The 12501-nt window shown below is 33.8% G+C and carries 14 protein-coding genes and 2 pseudogenes; 3 read left to right on the forward strand and 13 right to left on the reverse strand.

The features are described 5' to 3' along the window. The 4 genes and pseudogenes from BWGOE10_RS33150 to BWGOE10_RS16770 form a co-directional block, all read right to left on the reverse strand. A pseudogene (locus tag BWGOE10_RS33150) lies at positions 1-194 on the reverse strand (hypothetical protein); the annotation flags it as partial. Then, positions 191-1087, reverse strand: coding sequence for a phosphotransferase (locus BWGOE10_RS16760; RefSeq protein WP_070144132.1), 897 nt, complete (start codon positions 1085-1087; stop codon positions 191-193). The pseudogene BWGOE10_RS33150 and the gene BWGOE10_RS16760, both read right to left, overlap by 4 nt. A gap of 110 nt (positions 1088-1197) precedes the next feature. After that, positions 1198-1689: an NUDIX hydrolase gene (locus tag BWGOE10_RS16765; RefSeq protein ID WP_070144133.1), complete on the reverse strand. Its 492-nt coding sequence runs from the start codon at positions 1687-1689 to the stop codon at positions 1198-1200. 5 nt (positions 1690-1694) lie between these two features. After that, positions 1695-2444 (reverse strand): annotated as a pseudogene (locus BWGOE10_RS16770) (Nif3-like dinuclear metal center hexameric protein). An 84-nt stretch (positions 2445-2528) separates the two neighbouring features. Here BWGOE10_RS16770 and BWGOE10_RS16775 point away from each other — a divergent pair. Continuing rightward, a complete protein-coding gene (locus BWGOE10_RS16775) occupies positions 2529-2738 on the forward strand; it encodes a hypothetical protein (RefSeq protein ID WP_070144134.1) in 210 nt (69 codons plus the stop codon). 35 nt (positions 2739-2773) lie between these two features. Here BWGOE10_RS16775 and BWGOE10_RS16780 read toward each other — a convergent pair whose 3' ends face one another. The 5 genes from BWGOE10_RS16780 to BWGOE10_RS16800 all read right to left on the reverse strand — a co-directional run bounded on the left by BWGOE10_RS16780 (position 2774) and on the right by BWGOE10_RS16800 (position 7329). Further along, positions 2774-3673, reverse strand: coding sequence for a PhzF family phenazine biosynthesis isomerase (locus BWGOE10_RS16780; RefSeq protein WP_070144135.1), 900 nt, complete (start codon positions 3671-3673; stop codon positions 2774-2776). A gap of 75 nt (positions 3674-3748) precedes the next feature. Next, positions 3749-4453 (reverse strand): SDR family NAD(P)-dependent oxidoreductase, encoded by a 705-nt coding sequence (locus tag BWGOE10_RS16785; protein WP_070144136.1) that lies wholly within the window; start codon positions 4451-4453, stop codon positions 3749-3751. Beyond that, complete coding sequence (locus BWGOE10_RS16790; RefSeq protein ID WP_070144137.1) at positions 4450-5013, reverse strand: GNAT family N-acetyltransferase; 564 nt, start codon at positions 5011-5013, stop codon at positions 4450-4452. The genes BWGOE10_RS16785 and BWGOE10_RS16790 overlap by 4 nt, the downstream gene beginning before the upstream one ends. Before the next feature lie 144 nt (positions 5014-5157). Beyond that, positions 5158-6660, reverse strand: coding sequence for a class I adenylate-forming enzyme family protein (locus BWGOE10_RS16795; RefSeq protein ID WP_070144138.1), 1503 nt, complete (start codon positions 6658-6660; stop codon positions 5158-5160). 135 nt (positions 6661-6795) lie between these two features. Further along, positions 6796-7329: an NAD(P)H-dependent oxidoreductase gene (locus BWGOE10_RS16800; RefSeq protein ID WP_070144139.1), complete on the reverse strand. Its 534-nt coding sequence runs from the start codon at positions 7327-7329 to the stop codon at positions 6796-6798. A gap of 124 nt (positions 7330-7453) precedes the next feature. On the opposite strand from BWGOE10_RS16800, the gene BWGOE10_RS16805 reads away from it, so the two are divergent. Further along, a complete protein-coding gene (locus BWGOE10_RS16805; protein WP_070144140.1) occupies positions 7454-7777 on the forward strand; it encodes a winged helix-turn-helix transcriptional regulator in 324 nt (107 codons plus the stop codon). 297 nt (positions 7778-8074) lie between these two features. Here the strand turns inward: BWGOE10_RS16805 and BWGOE10_RS16810 are convergent, their stop codons facing one another. Continuing rightward, positions 8075-8875 (reverse strand): ABC transporter ATP-binding protein, encoded by an 801-nt coding sequence (locus BWGOE10_RS16810; RefSeq protein ID WP_070144141.1) that lies wholly within the window; start codon positions 8873-8875, stop codon positions 8075-8077. A gap of 65 nt (positions 8876-8940) precedes the next feature. Then, on the reverse strand, positions 8941-9093 hold the full coding sequence (locus tag BWGOE10_RS31765) for a hypothetical protein (protein WP_410254625.1): 153 nt from the start codon (positions 9091-9093) through the stop codon (positions 8941-8943). Positions 9094-9305: 212 nt separating this feature from the next. Between BWGOE10_RS31765 and BWGOE10_RS16820 the strand changes: the two genes are divergently transcribed. Continuing rightward, positions 9306-10508: an ankyrin repeat domain-containing protein gene (locus BWGOE10_RS16820; protein WP_070144143.1), complete on the forward strand. Its 1203-nt coding sequence runs from the start codon at positions 9306-9308 to the stop codon at positions 10506-10508. Positions 10509-10787: 279 nt separating this feature from the next. On the opposite strand, the gene BWGOE10_RS16825 is transcribed toward BWGOE10_RS16820, so the two are convergent. Continuing rightward, the gene (locus tag BWGOE10_RS16825) at positions 10788-11063 is read right to left on the reverse strand and encodes an ArsR/SmtB family transcription factor (RefSeq protein WP_070144144.1); all 276 of its coding nucleotides are present in this window, start codon (positions 11061-11063) and stop codon (positions 10788-10790) included. A 260-nt stretch (positions 11064-11323) separates the two neighbouring features. Then, positions 11324-12501: glycosyltransferase (locus BWGOE10_RS16830; protein WP_131798975.1), on the reverse strand; the 1178-nt coding region annotated here is incomplete at its 5' end.

Below are 12501 nucleotides of genomic sequence, written 5' to 3' on the forward strand. Positions count from 1 at the left end.
AATTCTTCTGAATATGTAATAAATATTGAACCTTTTTTAGTCATGAAAAATCCCCTCCAAGTAATAGTGTAACATCCATGTATGTACATGGTCTTTTTACACTGTCTACTTAAAGGGGATAATATCACTATTATAACAGGAAATCCCCTCTTCGTTTTTTGTGCTAAATCTCTTTTTGCTTCTGAAATGTTCATTTCTCTATCTCCCCCAAAATATAAGTACTATAATGCCGTCTTTTTTCGCTATCGAACACAATCTCATTCATCCAATAACGCCAAGCTACTAAGCAATCTTCTAAATCTTTTGGGTGGTGTCTTAAACACGTATCTATACGTAAATATAAGCCTATAACTATTTCCTCATATAAATCTCGTTCTTTTTTATGAAATACACATTGTTTCATCGCATAACAAATTGCTTCTTTTGTTAAATCTTCCGGAGTTGAACAGAACGCGTAAATTAAATCATATATAGGATCTCCTAAGACTGGTAAAGGATCTATCACACCGGTTAACTTATTCTTTTGAAATATAAAGTTATGGAATCCAAGATCACCATGCAATAAAAATGGCTTATTTATTCCAGTCCCCCTATTTGGACTATTTGTAAGCTTAAGAACAGTTCTATACTCTTCATCACTTATATGTGGTTTTAGGTTTTCATAAGCTTCTATCACATTTGTTGTTAAAAATTCATTCCAAGATTGAACCGGACTTTCTTTCCATCCCCATCCATCTATATCTGAAACTATTTCATACTTATTAATACCTTCTTTTACAAGTGTACTAAGCGTAATCCGTTTATATCCATGTTCGCACGAAGTACTCCCTTCAAAGAAAGAATACACAATATATCTATTTAAAGGCTCCATATACAAAAGCTTCGAAAATAAAGTATTCCCCTCATAAAAAGAAAGAAAATTCGCTTCTTCACGTATTACGTCCGATTCATTCAGCTTTACAACGTATTTTTCGTCCAACAAATATACAGTACTTGTCGTTCCTCCGCTCAACACTTTCATACTTTTAGGATAATGTGAAATAACCTTCTCATTAACTAGTTGTTTAGCGATTACTGAAATGTTCATTCACTCACCCTTACATCTGAAGATTCCTTCAATTCAAAAGACAACTTTACTATTATTTAACAAATCAAAGAGAATCCCTTCCAATATCTTAATATAACAAAAAATAATTTTCATTTTATTAAAACGGCTTCCTTCAAGATTTCATCATATAATTCATTCCATTTATAATGATACGCTGCACTCTCTTCTACTCTAACAAACATCCTTTTATCGGATTCATACTCACCGCCAAACTTATGCACTTCATTAATCTCCATCCGATAGAACGGCTGATACCCTACTTTTGGATACGGACTATTTTCATTCCAATTTGAATTATCACTATGGTCAACGATAATATATCCAAATAAAGTACATTCTCCTTTTACATAACCTTCTTCCCACGCTTCTCTTTTAAAACATTCTTCTGGTAGTTCCCCTTCTTCTATATGCCCACCAGGAAAGTCCCAACCACGCTGCTCATGGTCTATCAGTAAAACCTTATTATTATGAAAACAAAAACCGTGAACACTCGTGATTCTTTCGTATTCTGGCAATATACAATCTTTTTTCCACGTTAACTTCACTTTTGATTCCCCATAATTTGCGTATATAGTTACCATTTCCCTCACTCCAAATGATCTTCATTTAATCTAGTAATTTCTATTGAATTATCTCTTTCTTTTAACTTACGAGCCAAACTTTCTACACCAAACACTTCTGTAAATGTGTGGCTTCCTACAATCAAATTGATTCCTTTAAATTTCGCATGTTGCACCGTATATAATGTTTTTTCTCCTGTTATGTACGTATCACAACCTTTTTCTAGCGCACGCTCAATAAGGTTTGTATTGTTTCCTGCACCTGTTAATATCGCAATCCGTTTTACTGGCTTATCATGATTTTTCCAACTCTTCACTTTCTCTTCCATTCTCTCTTCAAGTTTTTCAACTAAGTTTGAAAACGGAATCGCTTCTTTATATTCTCCTATTCCCGGTAGCTCTTCTTCCTCATACGTGGAATATTCCAGTATTGTATCTATCCCAATTTCGTTAAATAACGACGTACACGTGCCAAACTTTACAAAATCTAACGGCAAATGAATCTAAAAATGGTTCATTTCATATTGTTTTAATTTCTCAATACATGCCTCTTCCATACCAAATAAAAAACTCCACGGTGCATGATGTGTAAGTATCATATCAACCCCATTTCGATATGCTTCTTCAATTGTTTCTAGCGTCAAATTTGTCGTGTAACCTATTTTGTGAAATTCCTCTTTACTAATGTGAGTGAAGCCATACTCGTCATCACCGTATTTATTAAGATGCTCTTCAAAAATTGATGTAATATGTTCTTTAAACTGTGTTATATTCATTTTCATTTCCCCTTTCTTCTACTTTTATATTTCAAAAATAAGGAAATACTATTTAACGATGTTACATACATATAGGAGGACAATATGAAACCTGAATTTTTAAAAGCTATACATGAAGCGATTGGAAATGTTGCACATATTCATATAGAAGAAAGTGGTGCAGATAGTTTACTCATTCATCATGATGATGCACAGCAATTAAAACAAGTTGCTGAAACTTTAGAACACAACAATTTCCGCTCTACAATTCGAACAACTGGAGATGCTTCGTATATTGAAGTATTGAACAGATAAAGAGAAGTTCCAGCTATATGCTGGGCTTCATTCTTTTATATTGAAATTTCGAACTCTTTTACATATACCGCTGTTCCAGCAATATCTATTTGTAATTCCTCATTTTCTATACCTTTCGTTACATAAACCGTTACACGACCATCTTTATTTATTTCCTGTCCTTGCTCAACGATTAACTCCAATTCATGATCAAAATCGTTCTCCAAATACGTCGCATAATAGGCTCCCATTACACCTGAAGCAGTTCCTGTCACTGGATCTTCTATTGTTCCAGAATAAGGTGATGAGAAATGACGACCGTGCATTTTTGATTCTGCATCATATGTCTCTAAGCAGAGTGGATGAATCGCAACCTTAGGCATTTCTTTTAGTACCGATGGAAATTCATTATTATTAGGTTTCATTCTTTCACATGCATCAATTTTTTTAATAGGTACAATTAAAGTCCAAATACCAGTACTTCCATATACAATCGGTAAATTTCCATCTAAATCATTCAATTCAAGACCAATACTGTGAGCTAATGCCTCTTTGGAACCTGTAAAAATTTGAAAACGTGGTGTTGCTTGTCTCATTTTAATAAAAGTTTCCCCATTTTTATTCGCACCTATATGTATTGGTAAAACCCCTGCCTTCGTTTCAATTGTTAAATTGTGTTTCCCTTCTAATAATCCTCTTTCATGAAGTGCATATATAGTCCCTACTGTCGCATGACCGCATAAATCATTTTCATGACCAGGCGTAAAATAGCGAATTCTTACATCTGCTACTTCTGAAGAAAGAACGAAAGACGTTTCGTTAAATCCAACTTTTTCAGCAATCCGCTGCATTTCCTCTTTCGTTAATCCATCCGCCTCTAATACAACACCTGCTGGATTTCCCATATTCGGTTTATTACTAAATGCATCATAATGGACTACGTTTACTTTTTTCATTCTCATATCCCCTAATCCTCTTTTAAAATTTTTTTGAAGGCCCAAATAGATTTTGAATACTTGTAAGATCGTACATTACCACTTCAACTCCCCTACACCCGGTTCAATAAACTTACCCGAAACATCCTCATTTGAATCCATTACCCAATCATATATATTTTGAGCCCCTTCAGCAGGAGTCATATTCGCATCAAAAGCACCAATGTCAGTCTTTAATTTTCCAGGATGAATTGCGGTTACACGAATTCCTTTATCCGCAAACTCTTGTTGTAAACAGAGCGTTAACATATTTTGTGCAGCTTTTGCGATCCGGTATGAATATGAGAACTGCCCTTGTAGAAATTCTTTTTCGGCCATTTTATGTAAAGATCCTAAACGAGAGGATACGTTTATAATTCTCGGCTGATTTGATTTAGTTAAAGCTGAATACGTACCTTTTATTGCTCGAATAACACCTAAACAATGAACGTTAAATAGTTCCATTAATTCTTCTGAATTTGTACGTAAAACCTCAGTCTCCTTTCCAGTAATTCCAGCGTTATTTATAACTAGATCAATATACTTTGTATACTCCTCAACTTGCTTCTTAATACACTCAGTACTCTCATTATCTGACAAGTCTGCTAATATAGGAAAACACCTAGAAGTAAAAACCTTATTCAATTGCTCTATCGCTTCCTCACTTCTAACTAGCGGATAAACAATATGTCCATTTTCATGAAATACTTTCACTAACTGTAACCCTAATCCACGATTTCCACCTGTAATAATTACCCTCATATACTCATCTCCTTATTTTTATAATAAATAAGAAAATCTGCCCACTTACCATTCCCCATAGAAAACGCCTTTCTCATACATTCAAATGAAAAACCAGCTCTTTCTGCAAGACGAACGGATGGCTCATTATCGATATGTATATGTAATTCAATTCTATGAAATTGAAGGCTATTAAAAAATAACGGCAGCGCAGCTATTACACTTTCTACTCCGTATCCATTTTTCCAATATTGATTATGAATAGAGTAGCCCATCATTGCCCATTGATAATCCATGCGTAAAATTTTTATAAGCTCTAGCTTTCCAATATTGGCGCCATCTTCTTTCTGAAAAATACCTAGAACGTACATTTCATCCCGTCGTGCCGCCTCATCAAAACCCCTTATCCATTCCATAAACCATTCTTTCGTTGAAGACGACATGTCATGATAGCCATCATCGTATTTATATTGAGATGGTAACCTCTTATTGAATCCATCTAACCAACTTTCATAATCCTCTTTTTGAAATGGACGGATAATCAGTCTCTCTGTCTCTACTTGTAATAGTGGCAGCTTCATTTATATCTCTTCCTTTGATTATTAATTGAATATTCTTTATTATCTTACACAAAATACAAAATCTAGTAAATTATTATGTTTTTTATAAACAAAAATCCAGTTATGCTTACTACATAACTGGATTCCTTATCGTTTAACAACTTTTTATTTTAAAATAACAACTTCTCTTAATTCCCTCTTCAACACTTTCCCTAAAGCGTTTTTCGGTAATTCGTCCATAAATACAACTTCTGGTATTTTATAGCTTGCTAGTTTTTCTTTACAATGCTGAATAATTTCTTCTTCTGTTAAAGATGTTTGAATGTCTTTTACAATGTAAGCTGTCGGAATCTCTCCCCAAAAATCATTTGGAATCCCAACTACTGCAACTTCTAGAACACCATTTATTTCATGAATTACATCTTCTACTTGATCTGGATATACGTTGTCACCACCGTGCACGATAACATCTTTATATCTTCCCATAATATGTAGGAATCCATCATCATCTATCATGCCGGCGTCACCCATGTTAAACCAATTATCTTTTACTACCTTCTTTGTCGCCATTTCGTTATTCCAATATCCTTTAAACATGTAAGGACTTCTTACGTGGATCTCTCCAACTTCATTCGTTGCTAGTTCATCACCTGTTTCTGGATGAATAATTTTTAACTCTACATGCTTAAGTGTTTTCCCTACAGAAGACATTTTTTCTTTTCCCATATTTGGATGCCATGAGGTTACGACCCAACCTTCTGTACTACCATAGCCTTGCACCATGTATATTCCTTTTTCTATATATTCTTGAATGAGCGTTTCCGGTACTTTTGTACCACCGCTTTGTGCTACTTTCAAAGTCGAAATGTTACGCTCTTGTTTATTTAGTTCATCAAGCATATAACTATAAACAGCTGGGAACGCAAGCATTGTAGTAATCTTTTCTTCTTCAATCTTATCCCAAATAAGAGTAGGATTCGAATCAGCTAAAAAGACCATCGTAACGCCATGATATATACAATTTAAAATAGAAAGCACGCCACTCATATGAAACAATGGGTGCACTGATAAAAAGCGTTCACCTGCTGGAATTTCTCTTTGCCCCGCAATCTCAGTAAAATAATGATGTAAGTTTTTATGACCAATTACACATGCTTTTGCCTGTCCAGTCGTTCCTGAAGTAAACAAATAAATGGCATCATCTTCTTCATGAACTTCCACGTTCGGTTCTGTTATTGACTGTTCCTTTAATTTTAATTCAAATGAGCCAAAGCCTTCTTTTGTCGTCTCAATTACATAAGGAATTTCTTTAACTGCTTCAATTTTTAATAAAGCTTCACTAAATTCATCATCAATAACTAATACTTTTAATTTTGCTTCTTTTACAATCGTTTCTAATTCATAAGCAGTAAGCTGATGATTAAGTGGAATAAATACCGCTCCAATTTTTAAGCTTGCCATCATAACGCTTGGAAACGGATGATTATTTTTGCATAAGATCCCTATGCGATCTCCTATTTGCACACCGCAATGTAACAAGTAATGTGCAAGCTGGTTTACTCGTTCATTATATTGTTGAAACGAATACCTTTTCTCTCCCCCGACAAGTGCTTCCAAATTCGGTGATTGCATTGCTCTTTTTTGTAATAATTGCTGCATCGTTCTCAAGTAAAACTCCCCTTTATATATGTTAGGTTTTTTATTTTACAAGATTAACTATTAATTTACTAAAGATTAAACTTAGTGAATTTAAATGAAATCAAAAAATAGCCATCTACTTAATTAGTAAATGGCTGTTTCTCCTTATATATTAGAATACTTCTTATTCATAACATATTTCACATACTCAGGGGCACTTTTATCAATCTCTTCATCACTGATTTCATATTCTGCTCCGTATAAATAAAATGAAGGCATAAATTCCATTCCTGTATATAAGCTTGTAGCGTGGAATGGTTTTATTAACTCATCCATCGTAATTCCGCTATTGTTATAGTCTTTTTCTAAACCACCTATAGAAATAGCTACACCAAATTCTTTTCCCTTCACTTTATCCCCTTTTGATCCGTACGCAAATCCATATGTTAATACATCATCGAACCATTTTTTTAATAATGGTGGTGAGCTATACCAGTAGAGCGGAAATTGAAATATATATCGGTCGTGCTCTACTAACAGCTTTTGTTCTTCTTCAATATTAAACTCCCAATTTGGTGCCACTTTATATAATTCATGCACCGTTATTTCATCTGGATATTTCTCAAGTTCTTCTACCCATCTTTTATTAATTCGAGACTTTTCAATATCAGGATGTGCTACAATTACAAGTGTTTTCATATATTTTCTTCCCCCTTATAAATAATTCAAACGCTTTAGTATTAGTATGAATGAGTCACATATAATTGAAAAGTACGTACTTTCAGGTACTATAGGAACCTTAAAGTACCTATGGAGGTGTTATATGAATCAAAATGATGATTGCCCAATCGCAACGACACTCGAAGTAATCGGTGGAAAATGGAAAGTTCATATTTTATGTGTTTTGACGGATGGAAAAATGCGAACGAATGAAATCAAACGAGAAATTCCAAACATTACGCAAAAAGTTCTTACACAACAACTTCGCCAACTTGAGGCTGATGGGATTATCCATCGTACTGTATATCAAGAAGTACCACCAAAGGTTGAGTACACAATAAGCGAACATGGAAAATCTTTAATGCAAATTATGGATGAACTATTTGAATGGGGAAAAGATCATCAGATCAAAAGATTAAATGACTAAAAGAACCCTACCAACTTTGTTACATCTTCTATGTCAAGAATTCTTCTGAAATTTTATAATAGGGTACTGTAACATGCCATTAAGCTAACGTTGTAAAGTACTCCTAAAATGGAAATTTTGTGATTTTATAGCACCGAAGTTTATTTTTATCGTTTTTTGGGGTAACTTGTTTTCTTAAGTTGATGGACATAGGACGTACCCCCACATCTGCCGAACTAAGAAGATAGCAACCCCAAAAAATAATTAGAAAGATGAGATTTTTATAAGGTTTCGTATATACATACTACATTTCCCTCATTAAACGCTCGCTCTACTTTTTCTAATTTCAATTGTACGTAGGCTATAAAGGAGCACTCCTAGGCCGAGGATTTTTTCATTATTAGACGCATTAGAACCTAATGTGATAGTAGGTACATTTAAACCCATAAACCTCTCACTCCATTCTATAGGCATATATCCTTGCTTACCGATTGCTAATGTGCGTCCATCTATTGTACGGAGAGTACTTTGAATAAAATCAAACTCAACTTCTACATCGGACAACTTTGTGGCTTTATCAGTCATCAAAGAACCACGTATCATGGTAAATCCTTGTATCATTTTTTCCTTAAACATACCAATCTGGTTATAATTCGAATCATAGATTACCCAATCATATCCGTCCACTTCAGTATGAAAATATGCTAGAATTTCCCCACTACTCGTTTCTAATCCATAAACATCTTTATTATGTAAAAAAGGTATCACTGAAAAAAGAATGTTAGATGAAACCATCTTTGTTCCTGCAACATATCCACCATCAGGATGATATAAACCAAATTGCTTGTTCCGTTTAGGTAATTCTAATACGACAAAAGTATCAACATCCCAAAACGTTGCATTACTTTTCACAGTATTCTTTTGTATCAAATTCCCTTTTCTTAACTGCCAAAATCCAATTCCGAAAAAGATGGAAGAAGCGATAACAATAAAGATAACCTCTCCCCAATTAACACGTCCCCAATTGTCATATACAGAGCATAATGCGAGAATAAAAATACCCGTCCCAATTAACAGTTTAAACTTCCCTTTTCGCTTATAGTAATCAAATAGTTCCATTTCTATATCTCCACCCCTTATTTGTGTTCCCTAACTATTAATATATCAAAAACAAATGATGTCCTCTATCCAAAAATACGAGTTCCACTGCCCAGCCCAATTGATAAAATATCGAGCATCCTCAAATTAGTATTTTCACCACCAATGGTTACCACTAAAGAAGCCTGTCTTGGAAATCCTCTTGTTAACACACCAAGGTCATTCAATTGAGGTTTCATAATATTCCACAAACTTTGTACATAAAAACTAAACAGCTTAATGAACATGAAGGCCATTTTACCAGCAAACTAAGGAGAAATGTTATAATATATGTAAAAATCAAATAAATATCAAGAATTACGGAAAGTGAAGTTTATATTTTATTATTAGTTCGTTAAAAAATCCGAATAATCACAACATTACTGTAAAACTATTAATAGAGGTGAAATAATTGAAAAATCAACATATAAAAACACTTGTGGAAATCATGTTAAAGCATATACCCAATGCAGCTGAGAAATCGATGTTATTTGCATTTTACAATGAGGTTGTCACGACGTATAATTACTTCCATTTTGAATCTGTGAAGGTATTTGAACATGGCTCAGAAGGACTTCCATCTAATGAAATTATGGACAACATTCAAAGAGTACGTCATACTGGGGAACCAAACTGGACTGCGTTTGTTTTAACTGTTAAAACAAATGGTTTATATGAGATTGATTATTATGATGATTTAAATCCTACTTTAGAATGCAGTTCTGCATTACTTTGGCTTGCATACACCCATTATCATATTGAACCAACCTCTGATTTTGGTAAATCACAACTGCAAAGCGCTATTAAAGCAGAAAATTTTAAGAAAACGTTAAACTATGCTTGTATGAGGAATGACATAGAAACAGTTAAAGAAAAATTAGTAAATATTAAACCATCCGCATTAAATAAAAAAGGACCTGATAGAAAGACGCCACTTCACATTACTTGCCTAAATGGAAATATTGAGATTGTTACATTACTAGTGGAAGCAGGAGCAGATTTGAAGATTAAATATAATGGGGAAACACCTTTTGCCCTAGCATGCGGAAAAGGTAACGCGGAAATTGTAAAATATTTAATTCATAAAGGCGAAGATGTAAATGAAATCATGATCGGAAAAGTCACGCCTCTTCATTTAATTAGTTGTTCTGGTAATCAAGAAATTGTTCAATATATTTTGGACCGCATTACCAATATAAATGCGGTGACAAGTAGGAAACATTCAGCGCTCCACTACGCAGTGGAGAATAACAATCTTGAAGCGACAAAGGTTTTAATAGACAATGGTATTGATATGGAATTACTAGAAGAATACAAAAGGAGTGCATTAAGCCTTGCTTGCGACCGCAATAAACCAGAAATGGCAGCGTTGTTGTTAGAAAATGGAGCTAATATTCATAGTACAAAACAAGGAAAAGTCACACCATTACATATTGCATGTGAACGAGGCTTTATTGAAGTTGTTCGAGTGTTACTAAAACACCAACCGAACTTGCATGCGAAAGCAACATTATACAGTATGCCAAATAATGAAAAATTAAAAGAAACCCCTATTGAAACTGCCAAACGCCTTGGATACGATGAGATAGTCGAGCTGTTGAGCTCGAATTTATAAGAAAAAATGAAAGCAAAAACATAATTTTGTATTCTAGAGATAATACCATGCTATCAAGCTAATAAAAAACGCTCCTTAAAATAAAAAAACACGCTATTCTTTCTGTAGAATCATAGGAAAGAATAGCGTGTTTCATTTTGAAATAGTTTAATTTTTCTATTTGCTAGCTTCACGTTAAGAATAACAGAAAAACTGTCCAACGGGATGCCTGTACCATTTGAATAATTAGTGTTATGATAGTTATATAATTTGTTACTATGAAGTCTAGTAAGTCATCATTTATACTAAGCATGCTAATATTGATTTGGTACGATTGTCCGTTACCTCATAATAAATTTCTAATCCTTTCCGAGTACCTGTAACGATTTTAGCGGCTTTTAGTTTGGACAAATGCTGACTAATTGTACTTTGGGGCATTTGTAAATTCCCATACATTGTTGTTACATTGGTAGGGCCTTTTGCAAGCATTATTTTTACTAAGGATAAACGGACAGGATGCGCCAACACCTTTAATACTTCAGAGATTTCTTCATACATTTCTTTTGTTTTTTTCATATTTTTTCTCTCCTTTTATATAAACATCAATGATATCCATATATATAATTCGAAAGAATATACGATTTTGTGTCCGTCATTTTTAAAAAATATTTAAAATCCCCTTCAGTCCGAAACTAAAGGGATTTCTTCATATAACGTCTCACTATGAGTAGTCAATAATGAATAGAAATTTCGTTATAGGAGATTTTGGTTTTTCGTCTTCTCTAGACTCAACTAACTAAAGTCAATAACAAAAAGAGAGCAGATTATCTGCTCTCTTATGATGCCTCCTTATGTTCAGGGGAATGCTCAACACTTCCCATTCTCTTTAGTTTATTCCATCCTACCGCTATCCCTCGAATGGATGAAAATATAGATTTAATTACAACATAAGTCATAAATTGACGATAAATAAAGCGTTGTAAAATTAACCATACTAGTGGTTTAGGATTCTCTTTCTCTAATTTAAATGCAAACATAGAAGCGAGAAGATCCATTAAAAAGAATACAAAATAAAATCCTAAAACTTTTAGCGGATTGCTACCAAATAGCCCCATAATCATTAAAATATCTGCTAAAGGAGCAATGAATTGCAGAACATATTGGAATAACCACATGTTAGGCAATGCAATAAACCCTAATGTTTTATGTTTTGCATTAAACAATGCTTTTCGATGTTTCCAAAGACATTGGAGTGTACCATATGACCAACGATATCGCTGTTTAATAAGACTTTTCACATCTTCAGGTGACTCCGTATAAGCATACGCTTTTTCTTCATATACGATTCTATGCCCTTCACGTAAAAATGTAATAGTAAGATCCGTATCTTCTGCCAATGTATCTTCGCTTAAATATCCAGATTCGACTACATTCTTTTTACGCCATGCTCCAATAGCTCCAGGAACTACCGTAATACAATTTAACTCATCAAAAGCTCTGCGTTCTAAATTAAATCCTGTAATATATTCAACATGTTGCCAAGTAGTTAACAAGTTCCGTCTGTTTCCCACTTTGACATTACCTGAAACTGCTGCTACATTATGATCTTCAAAGTGTCTGATCATTAGAGAAATAGCGTCTTGCGCAATAATTGTATCCGCATCTAAAGTGACAATGATTTCTCCTGTTGATTTTTGAAATCCTAAGTTCATTGCGGATGATTTCCCACCATTTTCTTTCTGAATTAAACGAACTCTAGGATGTTTATAGAATGTTTCTTGAATTACTTTTGACGTATCATCTTTCGATCCGTCATCAACGACAATAACTTCAAACTCTCTATAATTACTATCCAAAATTGAGCGAATCGTCTTAGCTATAACCTTCTCTTCATTATATGCTGCTATCACAACACTAACAAAAGGTTGGTAAGACGAATTAGCAAATAAACGAGATTTTGTTTTCTTTTTTTGCTTGAATGAAAAATAAATTAAAAATAGGAATCGGAAAATAC

The organism is Bacillus mycoides, from assembly GCF_001757995.1.
Classification (GTDB): Bacteria; Bacillota; Bacilli; order Bacillales; family Bacillaceae_G; genus Bacillus_A; species Bacillus_A mycoides_B.

Bases quoted from the DNA above. Each gene is read 5' to 3' on its own strand.
- BWGOE10_RS16760 (WP_070144132.1), bottom strand. From the start codon at position 1,087: ATGAACATTTCAGTAATCGCTAAACAACTAGTTAATGAGAAGGTTATT.
- BWGOE10_RS16765 (WP_070144133.1), bottom strand. From the start codon at position 1,689: ATGGTAACTATATACGCAAATTATGGGGAATCAAAAGTGAAGTTAACG.
- BWGOE10_RS16775 (WP_070144134.1), top strand. From the start codon at position 2,529: ATGAAACCTGAATTTTTAAAAGCTATACATGAAGCGATTGGAAATGTT.
- BWGOE10_RS16780 (WP_070144135.1), bottom strand. From the start codon at position 3,673: ATGAAAAAAGTAAACGTAGTCCATTATGATGCATTTAGTAATAAACCG.
- BWGOE10_RS16785 (WP_070144136.1), bottom strand. From the start codon at position 4,453: ATGAGGGTAATTATTACAGGTGGAAATCGTGGATTAGGGTTACAGTTA.
- BWGOE10_RS16790 (WP_070144137.1), bottom strand. From the start codon at position 5,013: ATGAAGCTGCCACTATTACAAGTAGAGACAGAGAGACTGATTATCCGT.
- BWGOE10_RS16800 (WP_070144139.1), bottom strand. From the start codon at position 7,329: ATGAAAACACTTGTAATTGTAGCACATCCTGATATTGAAAAGTCTCGA.
- BWGOE10_RS16805 (WP_070144140.1), top strand. From the start codon at position 7,454: ATGAATCAAAATGATGATTGCCCAATCGCAACGACACTCGAAGTAATC.
- BWGOE10_RS16810 (WP_070144141.1), bottom strand. From the start codon at position 8,875: ATGGAACTATTTGATTACTATAAGCGAAAAGGGAAGTTTAAACTGTTA.
- BWGOE10_RS31765 (WP_410254625.1), bottom strand. From the start codon at position 9,093: ATGAAACCTCAATTGAATGACCTTGGTGTGTTAACAAGAGGATTTCCA.
- BWGOE10_RS16825 (WP_070144144.1), bottom strand. From the start codon at position 11,063: ATGAAAAAAACAAAAGAAATGTATGAAGAAATCTCTGAAGTATTAAAG.